Source organism: Vibrio nigripulchritudo ATCC 27043, from assembly GCF_000222685.1.
Lineage (GTDB): Bacteria > Pseudomonadota > Gammaproteobacteria > Enterobacterales > Vibrionaceae > Vibrio > Vibrio nigripulchritudo.
This window is the reverse complement of the sequence record NZ_AFWJ01000020.1, coordinates 1-16,155: the sequence shown is the minus strand read 5'-3', so window position 1 is coordinate 16,155 and position 16,155 is coordinate 1. Positions and strand designations below refer to the sequence as shown.

General features: G+C 44.9%; 17 protein-coding genes. 8 read left to right on the top strand and 9 right to left on the bottom strand.

Annotated elements, in window-relative coordinates:
- The coding region (locus RH89_RS03445; RefSeq protein ID WP_004398924.1) for a cupin domain-containing protein at positions 1 to 582 on the bottom strand (582 nt) is incomplete at its 3' end.
- Positions 583 to 724: 142 nt separating this feature from the next.
- On the opposite strand from RH89_RS03445, the gene grxC reads away from it, so the two are divergent.
- Together grxC and RH89_RS03435 are read left to right on the top strand one after the other, a co-directional pair.
- On the top strand, positions 725 to 1,003 hold the full coding sequence (gene grxC / locus RH89_RS03440; RefSeq protein WP_004398922.1) for a glutaredoxin 3: 279 nt from the start codon (positions 725 to 727) through the stop codon (positions 1,001 to 1,003).
- 27 nt (positions 1,004 to 1,030) lie between these two features.
- A complete protein-coding gene (locus RH89_RS03435) occupies positions 1,031 to 1,516 on the top strand; it encodes a YkgB family protein (protein WP_004398921.1) in 486 nt (161 codons plus the stop codon).
- A 270-nt stretch (positions 1,517 to 1,786) separates the two neighbouring features.
- Here RH89_RS03435 and RH89_RS03430 read toward each other — a convergent pair whose 3' ends face one another.
- Together RH89_RS03430 and RH89_RS03425 are read right to left on the bottom strand one after the other, a co-directional pair.
- Positions 1,787 to 1,978: a hypothetical protein gene (locus RH89_RS03430; protein WP_004398919.1), complete on the bottom strand. Its 192-nt coding sequence runs from the start codon at positions 1,976 to 1,978 to the stop codon at positions 1,787 to 1,789.
- A gap of 57 nt (positions 1,979 to 2,035) precedes the next feature.
- A complete protein-coding gene (locus tag RH89_RS03425) occupies positions 2,036 to 3,295 on the bottom strand; it encodes an MDR family MFS transporter (protein ID WP_004398917.1) in 1,260 nt (419 codons plus the stop codon).
- Positions 3,296 to 3,675: 380 nt separating this feature from the next.
- Between RH89_RS03425 and RH89_RS03420 the strand changes: the two genes are divergently transcribed.
- The 6 genes from RH89_RS03420 (at position 3,676) to RH89_RS28605 (ending at position 9,811) form a co-directional block, all read left to right on the top strand.
- The gene (locus tag RH89_RS03420) at positions 3,676 to 4,497 is read left to right on the top strand and encodes a phosphate/phosphite/phosphonate ABC transporter substrate-binding protein (RefSeq protein WP_004398916.1); all 822 of its coding nucleotides are present in this window, start codon (positions 3,676 to 3,678) and stop codon (positions 4,495 to 4,497) included.
- A 5-nt stretch (positions 4,498 to 4,502) separates the two neighbouring features.
- Complete coding sequence (locus RH89_RS03415; RefSeq protein ID WP_004398914.1) at positions 4,503 to 6,176, top strand: ATP-binding protein; 1,674 nt, start codon at positions 4,503 to 4,505, stop codon at positions 6,174 to 6,176.
- 164 nt (positions 6,177 to 6,340) lie between these two features.
- Positions 6,341 to 7,639, top strand: a complete 1,299-nt coding sequence (nosR, locus tag RH89_RS03410) for a response regulator c-di-GMP phosphodiesterase, NosR family (RefSeq protein WP_004398911.1) — start codon at positions 6,341 to 6,343, stop codon at positions 7,637 to 7,639.
- 14 nt (positions 7,640 to 7,653) lie between these two features.
- Positions 7,654 to 8,613, top strand: coding sequence for a sensor histidine kinase (locus RH89_RS03405; protein ID WP_004398910.1), 960 nt, complete (start codon positions 7,654 to 7,656; stop codon positions 8,611 to 8,613).
- 101 nt (positions 8,614 to 8,714) lie between these two features.
- Positions 8,715 to 9,257 (top strand): YaeQ family protein, encoded by a 543-nt coding sequence (locus RH89_RS03400; protein ID WP_004398906.1) that lies wholly within the window; start codon positions 8,715 to 8,717, stop codon positions 9,255 to 9,257.
- Positions 9,254 to 9,811: a hypothetical protein gene (locus RH89_RS28605; RefSeq protein WP_004398905.1), complete on the top strand. Its 558-nt coding sequence runs from the start codon at positions 9,254 to 9,256 to the stop codon at positions 9,809 to 9,811. Before RH89_RS03400 ends, RH89_RS28605 begins: the two co-directional genes overlap by 4 nt.
- Positions 9,812 to 10,103: 292 nt before the next feature.
- Here the strand turns inward: RH89_RS28605 and RH89_RS03390 are convergent, their stop codons facing one another.
- The 6 genes from RH89_RS03390 to RH89_RS03365 all read right to left on the bottom strand — a co-directional run.
- The gene (locus RH89_RS03390; protein ID WP_004398904.1) at positions 10,104 to 10,664 is read right to left on the bottom strand and encodes a sugar O-acetyltransferase; all 561 of its coding nucleotides are present in this window, start codon (positions 10,662 to 10,664) and stop codon (positions 10,104 to 10,106) included.
- Between the two features lie 143 nt (positions 10,665 to 10,807).
- Entirely contained in the window at positions 10,808 to 11,728 is a 921-nt protein-coding gene (locus tag RH89_RS03385) for a siderophore ABC transporter substrate-binding protein (RefSeq protein WP_004398899.1), read from the bottom strand.
- Positions 11,729 to 11,789: 61 nt separating this feature from the next.
- Positions 11,790 to 13,706 carry a TonB-dependent receptor domain-containing protein gene (locus RH89_RS03380; protein WP_004398897.1) on the bottom strand — a complete coding sequence of 639 codons (1,917 nt, stop codon included), beginning with the start codon at positions 13,704 to 13,706 and terminating at the stop codon, positions 11,790 to 11,792.
- Positions 13,707 to 13,804: 98 nt separating this feature from the next.
- Positions 13,805 to 15,142 (bottom strand): sensor histidine kinase, encoded by a 1,338-nt coding sequence (locus RH89_RS03375; RefSeq protein WP_004398896.1) that lies wholly within the window; start codon positions 15,140 to 15,142, stop codon positions 13,805 to 13,807.
- A complete protein-coding gene (locus RH89_RS03370; protein WP_004398893.1) occupies positions 15,139 to 15,897 on the bottom strand; it encodes a response regulator transcription factor in 759 nt (252 codons plus the stop codon). Before RH89_RS03370 ends, RH89_RS03375 begins: the two co-directional genes overlap by 4 nt.
- An 87-nt stretch (positions 15,898 to 15,984) precedes the next feature.
- Positions 15,985 to 16,155 (bottom strand): SIP domain-containing protein (locus tag RH89_RS03365; RefSeq protein ID WP_004398890.1); only part of this gene is annotated, 171 nt, incomplete at its 5' end.

The window sequence follows — 16,155 nt, the reverse complement described above, 5'->3', positions numbered from 1 at the left end:
AGGATGGTCATGCAACAGTTGCAGAGCACGAGAAATACGTTTGTCGTTCAGCGCTTCTAGAAACGGGCTTTTTTGCTCTCGACCAAAGTTAATTCGAATCAGTTCGACCAAGATAATTTCGGTCAGCTTATTGACGATAAGCTCTGGGCCTGGTCCTTGAGATAGGTACTCTGAACTCAACTGATCAAATGTGCTTCGCAACCAAGGATATTGCGCTAAGTCTTTATCACGCACTATCGTCACCCGAGGAAAGATCTCCAATAACGGCGTCGTTACTGTTCGCGTATAGCTAAAAGAACCACAAAGTAACAGCGTTGGTTCTTCTAAGTCAGGCTGATCTCTATCTGGAGATTGACTCGACAATACGTGGTCTTGCCCTGGACCTAAGAAGATCAAATCTCCCGCTTCCAATCGTTCCACTTGATCATCAATAATCGCCCAGCAACCACCGCGTCGAATTAAATGAAAACTGGCGTGCTCTAGGTCGTTAAAGGTTTTACTCCAAGGCGCTTCCACCTGACTGCAAAAATAGACGCTGCCGACGACACGAATCGCGCGCAGCATGTCGCTCATCACTTCCATATTTAGCCTCTCCCTTAACTAACCTGAACTCGGGATGAGAGGTTAGCTAGACGATCTGTGTATTAAATCAAGATTATCATGCATAGATAGTATTTACCGCAACAGCTAAATTAACCCTACAGACAACAAGCGGAGAAACACCATGGCAAAAATCGAAATTTATACCAAACACTACTGCCCTCATTGCAAAGCCGCAAAGCACACTTTAAAGCGCTTAGGTTTAACCTATCGAGAAATTGAAGTCAGTGATAACCCAACGCGACTAAACGAGATGAAAAACCGTAGCCAACGACGAACTGTTCCACAGATTTTTGTCGGTGACCATCATGTTGGCGGAAACGATGATTTAGTCGCCAGCATCAGAAGTGGCGATTTTGAACAGATATTAGAGCGCCAAGGCATCACGCACAACGCCAAATAGCACAAAGAAATGATAAGGAATAAGACCATGACAACTATCAATAACACCATAGATCATCGAGTAACAGGTACACAGTCATTGACCAGCATTTCTGATCACGCGGTACGTTTTTCTATCATCATCGTCCTGGCATGGATCGGGGCAATGAAGTTTACCAGCTATGAAGCAAATGCAATCCAAGGTCTTGTGGCATCAAGCCCACTGACCAGTTGGTTGTACAGTATCTTCAGCTTACAAGGTGCTTCTAACCTCATCGGTTTGGTTGAAGTGGCAACCGCGGTTGCTTTGTTGCTCGCGCCAGTACATCGTGTGTTTGCACTTGTCGGTGCTGCTAGTGCAACGGTTATCTTTGCCGTTACAACAAGCTTTCTGTTTACCGCGCCAATCGCCGAAGCAAGCTTAGGTGGCTTCCCAGCAATCTCTGTCGTACCGGGTCAATTCCTCTTAAAAGACATTGTATTGCTTGCGGCGGCGTTATCCTTATTGGCAAAAGTTCTACGACAAGAAGATTAATCACGGTTGTTAAACCGATGTAAACAACCCGACACTAAAGAGAGTTCCAGCTCTAATGCCGTTCACTTAGGTGAGCGGCACTGTTTTTTTAGGAGATCAGCGAGTGTCTCAACTTGCTTTGTAACGATTAATGATGTCGAGAGCTTGAGAAACGTGTATAAAAAATCCGATAAACAGAGTCTATCGGATTTTTACAAACTGGTAGGAACATTCAATTGACCTGCCGATTAACGTCTTAACTGATCGGCATTAGGGCTTTCGCCCCTTACTTTATTCCAATGCATCTTTTGCGCTGTCGATTAAATCACCCGCCTTATCGGCAAGATCGCCAGCGGCATCTTCCACTGACTCCCTCGCATTTTCGTAAGGGGCGCCTTCTATTGCCGATTTGATGTCCTCTCCAAATACCACGCCAATAGCGATGCCAATCCCAATCAGTACAACTGCAAAAATCTTATACATGCATATTCTCTTTCAATATCCGATATCCCTATCGTAACGCAGAGAAACCTCAGATTGTCAGGTGTTTGCTAGTGTTTCTTGCAAGTCTTCTTGTTTTACAGTCCTTGCTTCTACCAGCCTGTATAACCAAATCATGATCAAACACAGCAACCCACACAGTGCCCATAACCAGTCTGCATCAAGCTTGTCGAGCATGGCTCCTCCAACCAAAGGAGCGATTGCGAATCCTAGGGAATAAAGGGCAGCGGCTCCAAAGTAAGAACCCCTTAAATGCTCGGGCGCAAGTTGGTCTATCTGAACACTTAGTGTTGGGAAGGCAATGACTTCGCCTAAGCTTATAATAAAGCAAGCCATACCCCAGCCTATTGCCCAATCTTCCGGAGTAGCAATAAATCCAACCATTCCCACGCCCATCAATACCATTCCGATTTGTGTTCTTTTAAAAAGAGGCACTTTTTCCATCAGCTTAAGCATAGGAAATTGAAATACAATGATCGTCAGGGTGTTAACCAGAACTAGGCTCGCAATTAAGGTCGCGGCATCCGCAACAGAGCTTCGAACTAATACTTGTGGAAGTGAAGACTCTAATTGCGCGTAAACAAACATCATCGTCAGGTTGGCAATAAGAAGAATCTGGAAAATCTTATCTCGTGCAATCACTTTTATCGTGGCTTTAAAATCAGGAACTTCACAGTCTTCTTGGTTTCTTTTTTCCGGGAAGCGGGCGAAGCTTAACCATAGCCATAGAGCAAAAATCAGGTAGGAAATACCAGTCACTAGAAACAATTTTTGAGGTGCTGCCAACGCCAGTGAAATACCAATTAAAGGTCCAATTGCTCCACCCAAATTCAGTACGAAGTAACGGATATTAAGAGCCAACTCCCTGTCTTTCCCGTCGGACAGGTTATCCCCTATCACCGCTTTCGCTGGCGCTTCAATCATGGATCTCATCAATCCACAAAGCATCAACAATACAAAGAACTGCCATATTTCACTGGCAACCCCTATTCCACCATACGCCAGTACCGCGATTAAGCTTCCGGAGATCATCACCCATTTTCGTCCAAACTTGTCAGACAAATAACCCGAATAGAGACCAGAAACCACGCCGACCACCGCCGATGCGGCTAGCATGCTTCCCACTTCCAATGCAGAAGCGTTGTAATCCTGATAAAGAAAGACGATCAGATACGGCCAGGCCATAAAATAAGTGGTTCTTGCCAGAAGGGTACCGCCTAATACCGTCCAGATCGTAAAGTTAAATCGTTTAACACGTTGCCACTGAAACAAACTTTCCTGATTTTCTGTTGCTGCCATTCATGCTCCTTGGAATCCTAGCCTGCTAATTTTTATTGTGCTTTTTATCATCTTTACAAAGCCTTAAGGCATTCGATCTAACAGCAAAGTTTGATGCAAATGCATACGCCGCAAAGTGTAATTTTGTGCACACCATCTCAGTATTGCTGAATCAAGGCATCAATCAAAGACACAACTGTTCGTATTTTGAGTTGTTTGTGTTGCATATCAATAGATTATTCTGGAAACAGCATGCGGTTGCCAGAGCCTGTAGATCGTAGTGAGCTAGAAAGAGAACAATGAAGTAATCTGTGACACGTGTAACGCTTCAAATTTCCAAAGTCAGGGTTATGTCCTATCCTTTTATTATTAGTGGGTTAGGAATAATGATAGGAAATATGATGAATAATTTTTCTCGGGGTTTGCTATTGGCTCTTTTGGGGTTGCCTGTTTACGGACAAGCTGCAGAAGTATCTTTTGGCATTGTACCGCAGCAGTCAGCAAAAAAACTCGCCGCTAAATGGGGACCTATCTTCCTATATTTAAGTGAAAAGACGGGTCACAACATCACCTTTGCCACAGCTAAGGATATTCCAACTTTCGAAAAGCGATTGCTCAACGATGAGTACGATGTCGCCTACATGAACCCTTATCACTACACCGTGTTCAGTCAGAAGCCCGGGTACGATGCCTTTGCCAAGCAGACCAACAAGAAAATTAAAGGCATTATGATAGTTCGCAAAGACAGCGACATAACCAAACTCGCTGAATTGAACACTCAACAACTCGCATTCCCTTCCCCCGCTGCTTTTGCCGCAAGCGTACTGCCCAGAGCAAAAATGAGCCAAGACGGCATAGACTTCACCCCCAACTACGTTTCCTCTCACGATTCCGTATATCTCGCCGTTTCTAAAGGAATCTTTCCCGCCGGCGGTGGTGTCTACCGTACATTTAACAATACGGCACCAGAGGTACGGGAATCGCTAAAAGTACTTTGGGACACTCCGGGATATACGCCTCACGCTTTTGCTGCTTCTCCAGACCTCGATCCTGAAATACTGGCAAGCATTTCTAAAGCCATGGTGGAAATGTCTGAAGACCCGAAAGGGAAAGTGCTATTAAAAAGCGTCAATTTCAAAGGAATAACACAAGCTAAAGACAGTGATTGGGATGACGTGCGATCACTCGAAATCAAACTTCTCGACCACTTGTTGGAGAACTGATTTTTATGTCGTTGCGGCTCAAAACCATCTTTGGTATCGCGTTGATTGAAGCTGTTTTACTGGCTTTACTGGTTATGCTTACGTTGGATTACCTCAAAAGCACCAACTACGACGGGCTCACCAAACGTGCCGAAACGACAGCAAATTTGTTTGCCAGTACTGTAAAAGATGCCGTCCTTTCCTGGGATTTGGCATCACTTGAAGCGTATACACAAGAATTGATGACCAATCCAGATCTGCTTTACGTAAGAGTCCTTGGCAAAAATGGAAAAACACTCGCTGCGTTAGGGGATGAAGAGCTTCTCAGCAACTATACCAAACCTGAAATGAAAGCGGAGCTGGTCACTGATGGCATTTTCGATGTTGCCTATCCGATCCAGGAAGCTGGCATTACTTACGGCGATGTACAGATAGGTCTGGATATGAGCGCCCTGAACAAACAAATCAAGGAAGCTCAGAAATGGAGTTTCTTCATTGTTATGGGTGAGATGGCTCTGGTTGCCCTTTTCTCGTACATCTTAGGCGCCTTTCTTACCAAACGGCTCACTTATCTGGAAAAGGCGGCCGATAAGATAGCCCACGGCGAGAGAAACATTAAGGTTAACGACACCGGAAACGATGAAATTTCTCACTTAGCGCAAGCCTTCAATTTCATGGTGGCGCAACTAGGAAAATCCGAAGAAACCAGCCGAAGTTACCAGGAGCAGCTCGAATCCTTGAACAGCTCGCTTGAAGTCACGATAAAATCCCGAACTGCTGAGTTAAAAGCCAACAATGAACACTTAGTTCGCAACAACCGACAGCTTAAAGAGATGCAGGGCAAACTGGTTCAAAGTGAAAAGATGGCATCTATCGGAACCATGGCCGCAGGCTTCGCCCACGAAATCAACAACCCGATAGGAACAGTAGACAGCAATCTACAAACTTCTCTTGAGTACCTTGATTGCTACAAAACTCTGGTCACGCTTCAATTCACCATCATCAATGAAAAAGACGAAGAACGTAGAGAGCAGTTGAAAACAGCGTTGAGTCAATGGGTAGAGAAAAACGACATGAGTTTTATCGAAAATGACTTCGCTGACACGCTCAACGATGCTCTGGCGAATGCCCATAGGGTGCGCGATATCGTTCATGGTTTAAAAAGCTACTCACTCTATCAAAAGGATTCACCACAAGCGGAAGCCAGCCTGGATGACATCGTTAAGCAGTGTGTCGAACAAATCAAATACGAGTATCAAAGCGACATACAGATTCAGGCGGAAATCAGCAGTAACGCACGCTTGCTCTGCCACCATGCCGAATTAAAGCAAGCGGTAAACGCTTTACTCAAAAATGCCTTGCAGGCTGTTCAAGGGCGATCTCAAGGCACAGTAACTGTCGAAACACGCATCAATGGCGACAACGCCGAAGTGGCAGTCTCTGATACCGGTGTAGGCATCGCTTCAAGCCAGATATCTCAAGTCTTCGACCCCTTCTATTCCACCCGAAAAGTCGGTGATGGTACTGGGCTTGGTCTTACGCTCGCTCACAATATCGTTGAACAGCATTCTGGCTCTATAGAAATAGAAAGTCAGCTTCATCAAGGCTCTACATTCACCATAGTGCTTCCGATAGAAGCAGTTTCTGCTGATTTCAAAGAGACAAGCAATATGAGAACGAATATGAAAAATTTCCCGTAGATATATGAAAAAGAAGACATTCAAAGGGTTTCTCAATAAACGAAATTACCAGTAGTAAGAACATAGTTAAGCCTAACCAAATGTTTTAAAAGGCAATTACTGATAAACACTCAGTCTGGCATACAAATTGATTAATCAGGGTAAGAACTTAAATTGGAGGTGCCATGGAAGACATCAACGTACTTGACACACTCAGCAAACCAAAGCTAGTTCTGCTTGATGATGAGGCAGATATTCTTAAAGCACTGACTCGTGTTTTAAGACGCGACTTTGAGATACATCCCTTCACTGAGCCGAGTGAAGCGCTTTCTTACCTAGAGGCTCAGGAAGTTGCCATTATCGTTTCGGACATGAAAATGCCCGATATGGATGGCGCGACTTTCTTCGGATACGCCAAAGAAATCCAACCGGAAGCCGTTCGCATATTGCTAACCGGTTACAGCGATGTGGAAGATACGGTGCGAGCGATTAATGACGGTGGAGTCAGTACCTACCTGAGCAAGCCTTGGGATAATGACAATCTCAGATTTACCCTCCAACAATCGCTTGAATTTTACCGAGTAAAAGAAGAAAAAAATCGTCTGCAACAAGAACTCGCCAATAAAAACGATGAACTGGCACAAATCAACACGGCACTGGAAGAGAAAGTGGCCTTGCGGACAGAAGCCCTGAAAGATTCCAACTTAAAGCTGAAAAATACACTGAAAAGCCGATCCGGTCTGTTTAGGGACGTGCTCTCTCTGATCACTGGATTGATTTCTTTCCGAACGGGTTGTAACGCTCAAGATATCGAGCGGGTTGCCTATCAATCCAAGCAGGTTGCACTGCTGTTTGAACTGGACGAAGCTCAGGTCAAACAAACCTACATGTGCGGGATCATGCACAAGCTTGGTGTTATTGGTGCGGATAAAGATGTCAATCTGGGTCAGAACTACCAGCAAAGCCATGTTGCACCATCATCAAATCCTGAATTGGGTGCAGATTTGATCTCGGAATTGCCTCGCTTCCACAGCATCTCATCTCTGGTTCGACATCAGGATGAGAACTTCGATGGAACAGGTTATCCCGGTCATCTCAAAGGGCAGGACATTCCTATCGCTTCACGGATTTTGCGAGTGGTTAAAGATTACGACTACATGGTAGCTGGTGATAATAATAAGCTGCACAAGTCGCCTTTCGCCGCTCAGAATTTCCTGCAAACCAATTCCGGCACCATCTACGACAGAGACGCAGTAAAAGCGTTTATTCAGGTACTTAAAAACCGTCCTCAGGATGGGGTTCATGAAATTGAATACTGTGTGGGTGTTAACGAACTGAATGAAGGCGATATCCTGAAACGTGACGTGATCCTGCCAAACGGTTCAGCCATGTTGACGAAAGGCAGCGAAATCAATGAGCCGATGCTTCGTCGATTGATCGATTACGAGCGCCATAACAACACTACGCTAGCGTACTTCATATAAACAGGAGTGCGCGGATGCAAGAAGAAGACGTCAACAAAAACAGTGAGCTCGAATCCTATAAGCGAGCTTACCTAAGGGAGAAAAAGATAAGGCGAGAAGCAGAGGCTTTGCTTGAGAGCAAGTCACGTGAACTGTTTCAAAGCCTCCAGTCGCTCGAAGACACTCTGGATAATGTCAACAAGCTGCAACAGCAAATGGTTCATAACGAAAAGATGGCAGCCATAGGGCAACTGGCTGCGGGGGTCACGCACGAGATTAATAACCCCGTCAGCTTTGCCCTTTCTAACATCAAACTGCTGTCTGAATACATCGAAGATTTGGTCGCTCTGGATCAGCTTGCCATTCAGAGTCAGGAGGATGAACAAGGATTCAAATCCTACCTCGCTTACCGTGAAAAGATCGACATAAATCACCTGACCGATGACATCAAAGAGCTCATTGTCGAAACCTCTCAAGGACTGGAGAGGATCAAAGAAATATCTCATAACTTCAAAAAGGCGTCTCACAAAGGAACCGGGCAGTTTATGCCTATTGATTTGAATGACTGCATTGAGACAGCACTGAAGGTAGTGAACAGCGAAATCAAACATTCACTCACTCTGAATAAAACGCTGGAAGATATCCCAGACATAGAGGGTTCATTTACTCAGCTGCAGCAGGTATTTATTAATTTATTTGTTAACGCTAAACACGCAACACCAGATAAAGGTGAGTTAACCGTCATCACTGAGCCTATCGATATGGGCGATGGAGATTGGGTTAAGGTGACAGTCAGAGATACCGGGAAAGGCATACACCATTCCGATCTTGCTCATATATTTGAACCATTTTTCACCACCAAGGAAGTGGGAAAAGGAACCGGGCTCGGGTTATCTATTAGTTACGAAATCATCAAAAACCATAAAGGTTCCATTGAAGTCGCCAGTGAACCGGGCGTTGGTACAACATTTACTCTTCTTCTGCCGGGAATTTAATCAGACAAAGCCCCGCTGCTTCAAATTTCCTACATTCTTTCAGCTAATCAGCTTGTTATAACGTAATATAACCTTATACCCATCTTAAGAAGATTACCGCCGTGGCGCTTAAACCAACCATATACAAATTCCGTATCAACCTGACGGACATGAATCGCGATCATTACGACTCACTGAACCTGACTATCGCCCAACATCCATCTGAAAATGCTCAGCGAATGATGGCGCGCGTCATCGCGTTTTGTCTGAATGCTCAGGAACGTCTGGAATTTACAAAAGGGCTTTCCACTATTGAAGAACCAGACGTTTGGAAGAAAAGCCTAGACGACCAAATTGAACTGTGGATTGACGTGGGTGAACCTGATGTAGAGCGAGTGAAAAAGTCTCGTCGTCTTGCAAAGCAGGTTCATGTTTACTCTTTCAATACCAAGTCAAACGTGTGGTGGGAACAGAACCAAGGTAAATTTGGGATGCTAGATGCAACCATCACCCGATTTGACTGGGAAGGTATAGACGCACTCTCTGAGCTTGTTACCCGCACGATGGATCTGTCCGTAATGCTAACGGGGAACTCTGTCTTTGTTACTGCAGACAATGGCGATTGCGAAATCACATGGGAAACTCTGCAAGAGCCAAAGCAATGAGTGAGCTAAAACCTCTGCTCGATGAAGCTGGTTTGTCTTCATTAGAATTGAAGGCGGATGAACAGCGTGTATTGGAAAAACTACTGGTTTCTTGGGAATCCACCTTTGAAAACGCTTGTAAAACTCACCCAGACAAGCGCCCATCTGACATGGCGCTCGGTACGCTCACCAAAGCGCAAATGGAGTTAGCAAGTAGCCTGGAGACCCAGAGCGACGCTCTTCATAGTATGAATGAAATCATCGAGGATTCTGTTGGGAAAGAGCACGCACAAAAATTTCGTGTGGAACTGCCAACTGAATTGACCGTTTGTACCAAGGTTTGGTTGATGCTACAGGGTTACCTGCAGATGGATTTCAGCCTCGCAAACGATCATGCCGCTCGAACGGCTGAAATATTGACTGGCGTAACTGGCGAAAAGCCAGACACCATTCGAACGGAATACATGCGTGCCTTCTATATTGGCAAAAGCCATAACCCACATCAGGAAAAAACATCCTGGGGCACACGAATATCAGGCTGGTTGAATCACTATTTTGGGAAGCAGGGAGCTTAGGCGGCTAATACCCAAGTGACCTCAAGATACATGATTCAGAGCCTCATATTCTGTTTCTGTTCAAGGAAAAGAACGCAGCGGAATGACGCGTCATTTCCAAGTTCTTTGACAATGAAATGAGGCAGAATATGGGCTCCCAAGGGTGAGTTTAACTGGCTTTCATACTGCGTTACCGATTCTTGATTTAGACCCACTAAACCTTCAAATCGGTTTCTTGTCTGAAAAGCCAGTTCCCTATTCTTTAATAGAAAGTCGCTGAACCGAGCATCTTGAGGTTGCTTGGGTATAATTTCTATTGTTCGATTTCACGAATCACCTTGCAGGGGTTGCCCGCGGCAACTACGTTGGCGGGAATGTCTTTGGTCACCACACTACCCGCTCCTATCACGCTGTTCTCTCCAATAGTGACACCCGGGCAGATCACACTTGCACCACCTATCCAGACGTTATCTCCAATGTTTATTGGTTCCGCATATTCCAGGCAATCGGTAACACGAGTCCGCACATCAAGTGGGTGTGTTGCGGTATAGATTTGAACATTAGGGGCAAGCATTACATTGTCGCCAATCACTACTCTATTGGCGTCCAGAATGGTGCATCCGAAGTTTGCGTAGAAATTCTCTCCCACCAGAATATTGCTTCCGTAGTCGCAATAAAACGGCGGCTCCAGGTAGACTTCCCCTTTTGCCTGAGGCAGAAGTGACTCGATGGCATCTTGCCATTCTTCACTGTTAGGCAAACTATTGTTCAATTGATGTAACCAGCGACGACAAGCAATTCTTTCACAATGAATCTCGTCATCCCAAGGCTGATACAGTTCACCAGCAAGCATTTTTTCTTTTTCTGAAGCCATCAACTTTTCCTACACTGATCATTTACAAAAGCGGGTAGAATCAAAAGTCTAGCGAATCTCAATGGTTCAGTTTTAGGCTTAAGTCAAAGTAAATAAAAAAGGTCGCATTCTGCGACCTTTTTATACTTTTCTTACCTGAGCATTTATTTAGCTGCGTGCGCTCTCTTCATGTCATCGATCATGATTTGAGTCGCTGTTACACCACTCGCAGTGATGTACCAAACAGGTGCATTCAGATAAGTAATTTTATTGTTTTTGTAAGCGTTCGTCTTCTTGATAAGCGCGTTATCAAGTTGCTTTCTCGCTTCACCCTGAGATGCGCCAATCGCCTCATCTCGGTCAAGTACAATCAGAACATCTGGGTTTGCTTTAGAGATGTACTCATAGCTGATGTGCTCACCGTGAGATTTCGCTTCGATACCATCTGCCGCTTGTTTGAAACCAAATAGCGAATGGATGTAACCGTAACGGGATTCCACACCAAATGCTGCCACTTTACCGCCACTAGTAATGATAGCCAGAGCACGAGAATCACCATCTTGGTTCGCCGCTTTCAGCGCCTGGATTTGCTTGTCCTGACTTGCAATCAGTTCTTCAACTTTTTGCTCTTTCTCGAAAATTTTACCTAGCATGCGCCAAGCTTTCTGAGTAGAACCCCAGTAATCTTTTGAGTCAGCAAGGAAAAGAACCGTTGGAGCAATCTTTGACAGCTCTTCCATTGAACCTGAGCTACGGTTAGAGACGATGATCAGGTCTGGCTTCATGTTGTAAATAGCTTCGAAGTTAGGCTCAAACAATGAACCCGCCGCCTTATACTTGTCGCCTTTGTACTTGGACAGGTAGCTAGGTAGGTGTGCTTTAACAACACCTACTGGTTCTACACCAATTGCGTCCAAAACATCTAAGCTATCCTGACCTAAAACCACCACATTTTGAGGCTTTGATTCTAGCGTCGTTTTACCCATTTGATGTTCTACAGTAATGGTTTTTGCTGTAGCTACACTGGCAAACAATACGCTCAATCCAATCAGCGCACTTTTCAGTAGAGTTTGCGTCGTTTTCATTGTTTTTCCTTAGTTCACTATTTTTAGGGTCTGTTAACCCTAGCTCGCTTTAAAAAGTTGGCTAAAATGACCAACTCACGTTGAATCTGATGTCTCGACCAGCGTTTGCAAAGCCACGTGCTACAGTGCTATCCCCATAAACATAGTAAGAGGCGTGATCAAAGTAGTATTTGTCAAACACGTTCTTCACCGACAAGGTCAAAGCTAGTTCTTCTTCAGAAAGTGGCATCCAGCGCGCATACAAGTCATGCACTCCGTAACCCGCTTTCTCGTTTTTGGTTGGCGAGTCGCCCGTTTCCGTCAAGCGCTCAACCAATTTTGCGTTCCAACCAAATTCCATCGAATCTTGCGGTTGGTACACTAAATCCAGTATCCAAGTGTCACCAACTGATGTACCAACTGTCATGTTGTCATCCGTTAGCGGTTCTCCGTCCAGCTTAGGGCTTGACTGGGCGTAGCTCACATAAGCAGACACATCACCAAGCTGATAACCTGCGTAAGCATTGGCGCCTTTATTGGTCAGCTTACCAACGTTGGACATCACCTTGCCTTCGTTGCTCACCACATCTTCAATCGTGCTATCAAACAGCGTAATACCGGCACTGAAACCATTGTTGTGGTATTTAAGCCCTACCTCGGCATTTGTTGCCTTCTCTGGCTTACGCTCTGGATCGTTGTTTCTGTAATCCAGCACAAACAGCTCTTTCGTTTGCTGACCACGGAATGCTTTTGCGTAGCTGGCAAACACATCCAGACCATCTAAAACCGTATAGGTCGCACCCACATTCGGGCTGAATCCAGCAGAGTCGAAACTCAAATCCTGCGTATCAACCAATTTGTAAGTGTCGTAACGCGCGCCAAGGGTCAGCAGTAACTGCTCGGTTGCTTGCCAGTCATTTTGAGCAAACACCCCATAAACGGTGCCTTTTTCCGTGCTGTCTTTTCCGCCAGTACCAAGCTTGGCTTTGTCCTGTTTGTAATCGACACCCACTACCAGGGTATGTGCTCCGATTACACTTGTATTAAACACTTTGCCACCAAACGTGTTCATGCTCGCGGCGCTTGTTCCCCAACGAGGATGATCTTTATGCGTCAGGGTCTGCTCATTGGTATACAAGGTTGTATCTAGGTTTACGTAGTTGTTAACCGCAATTTCATGGTTAAGCGTAAACGTCTTACGACCCGTTTCCTGTTGCAATGAAGCGTTCTTTTTGCTCGGAACCCAATGCGGGCGATTCAGCTTTACGCCATCGTCACTGTTATAGTCATAACTAACAGAAAGCTTCTGCGTGTCAGTCAGGTTTCCTGACAATTTCAACAGCGCAATTTGTTGTTTTGAACCGCTGTATAGCTGTTCTTCGCCGTTTCCATCAACGATGTTTTTACTGTCTTTATATGTGGCACTGGCAAGCAGTCCCCAATCTTCCGACACTTTGCCGTAAAGGCTCGCGGAAGTTTTGTAACCGCTATTGTTGCTGTAATAACCGGCTTTTACACTGCCGCCAAACTGCTCATCTCCTTTTAGAAGATCCTGAGCATCTTTGGTCACAAACTTAACGGCACCGCCTAAAGCTCCGGGACCATCTGTCGCACGCCCGGCACCAGCATTAACGTCTACCTGCTTTAGCAGTTCAGGTTCTACAGCCAATCGACCCTGATGGTGAAACAAGTTACCCGACTGTTCTGCGCCATCGACGCTAACGTTCAACATGGTATCTTCAATACCACGAACATATATTTTTTGAGACACCGATGACGAACCGCCAACGCTGACTTCGGATTCTCTGCGGAACACATCATTAAGATCGTTCGCCTGTGCATTTTCTAATGCACTTTGGTCAATGCTAATGTCGACTTTGGTTAGTTGACTGCCTTTGACTTCGATAACTTCAATATCGTCTTGAGCAACGCTCACTGTTGACACAAGTAGTAACGCGCTAGCAACAGGCGTCAGTTTGAATGGGAGAATTGAGTTCACAGCTAACTCCATTGGTAATGAGAACTATTATCGCCGTGAATTCTGCTTACCCATCCATATTGAGTAAATTACTTTTACAAGTGTTACATATCAAACACTTATGCATCATGTGGCAATGAAATTATCATTTCTAGGCCATCTTTTGCATTGTTTACTGCTGTGATTTTTCCCTTAACTGATTCAATGTGTCGCTTAGCCAGAGCCAACCCAACACCAAACCCAGTTCTCCCCTCGTTGTTTTTCTGTTTCAGCTTGAAAAACGGTTTAAAGATATGGGAAAGCATGGAGTCTGGAACACCGGGGCCTGAATCACGAATCTTAAGCACGACATGTTTATCCCGTACTTCTGCTGACACATGAAATTCTCCCTGCTTCGGAGTGTAACGAAGCCCGTTTCGAATTACGTTCTCGATCGCTTGACCAAGTGCTCTTTGGCTTGAGAAATTCAAAACCAGGTTGTCAGGTAGGGATACGGTGACTTTAGCGTCGGGATATTCAAAAGAAGCGTCATCGATGATGGAATCAACCAGCTCCACCAGATCAAAGGACTCGCTTCTTAAATCCGGGCGTTCATTCTCTATCCAGGCAAGAGTGAGTGTATCTTCCGCTAGTTGTCGCATATTCCGAACTTCAGTCTCTATTCGGTGAAACATGCTTTTCACGTCTATTCCACGTTCGATACAGTTCAAAGCCAGTTCTATTCGGCTGATGGGGGTGCGAATTTCGTGCGACATGTCGCTGATAAGATTCCGATGATGTTCGATAAGCGTGGAAGTGCGCTCTGCCATTTCGTCAAACGTTTTGGCAATTTCACCAAATTCGTCATTGGTTCTGGTACCACCGATCCGCTCATTGAAATTTCCCTTGCTGAACTCCTGTGTTGCGCTATGAAAACGCTGCAAAGGCTTCATGACATACCGGTATATGTAGACAGTCAGGGCAAGTAACGCGGTAAACGGGATAACAAACCGGAACAGCCAGAACGCGTGGGACATATAAGTTCCTGGTCGCATGCGGTCTGGAAGAATAATAAGGAAGTGGTAATTCCCCTGGGAAAGCGCCACTTCCATGATTGGGTTATCGGGGAAATAAAGATGGATTTTCCAATCGACATTTCGACCTATTCCATAGCCTTCGAAAAAACGTTGGTTCAGAGGGTTTCCACCAATAACATCCACTTGTGAGCGAACCAGTGTCGCCCAGGTATCTTCTTCAATTGCTAACTCATTAAGCCAGCGATCAAGTTCTTCTATCTTGTTTTCGTCGACCAAAGTCTGTGCTTTGCTCCCCCAAGCCAGAATCTCATCTCGGTGTGATTGCTTGAGGTAACTCATTTTTTCTTCGGATAAAATTGCAACGCTATGAAGCAACGAGAAAAAAATGACGACGCCTAGAGACAAAATGATAAACAGGCGCCAGAAAAGCACTTTCTTCATACAAACAGATAACCTTTACCGTGAACGGTTTTAATGCGGCTTGTTGGCATACCCTCTGCCACCAGCTTTTTACGAATGCGGCTTAGGTGCATGTCCAGACTTCTGTCGTATTGGCAAAAATCTCGGTCTAAAACCGCCTGATAGAGATAAGGCTTAGACTGAACATGACCCTTATTTTGAGCCAAAGTCCAGAGAAGCTTGAATTGAATTGGGGTCAACTGAACGTCTGTGGGTTCATCGTTAGCGTTCACCGTCACGATTTGGGTGTACTTGTTTAAAACAAGTTCTTCGTGAGCAAGTTTGGAAGTACTGCTGATAGGTTTACCCGGAGATTGAGTTCTTCGCAAAATGCCTTCAATACGCAGGCAAAGCTCAGTAAAACTGCAAGGTTTAGATACGTAGTCGTCTGCGCCAAACCGAAGCCCACGGATTCGGTGTTCTTCCGCTCCGTAGGCTGTAAGCATGACCACTGGCGTACTGGAATGTTCGCGAACATAATTCAAAAGTTCAAACCCATCGACATCCGGTAAATCGACATCCAGAATAATCAAATCAAACGAATGAGTTTTCAGACATTCCAATGCCTTTGAACCAGATTCGTAGCTTGTCACTTCATACTGTTGAGAGGACAACAGTGCCGAAAGTTGAGAGTTAAGATCTGGGTCATCCTCTACCAATAGCAGTTTATTCACTTTTTCATTGGTACTGTTTTCGAAGGCTGATGAAAGCTCAAAACTATTGACCGCGTCAAACATAATCCATTTCCAATTGCACAATAATGAGAATCATTATCATCTTATTACTAAGTAAAATCAATGCGCTCAGTTTAATATTACGTTGATTTATTTAGCCTGTTCTTCAGCGTCTTTTCGTTTGTCAATTTTGTGCTGATCTTCTGTACGTCCTTGCTTCCAATAACTGCTGATGTAGATCTCGTCTCTTTCCACTTCTCTTTCGTTACGGAAATATTTTCTTAGCTGTCTCATGGTTGAAAATTCTGTAGCACACCAGAC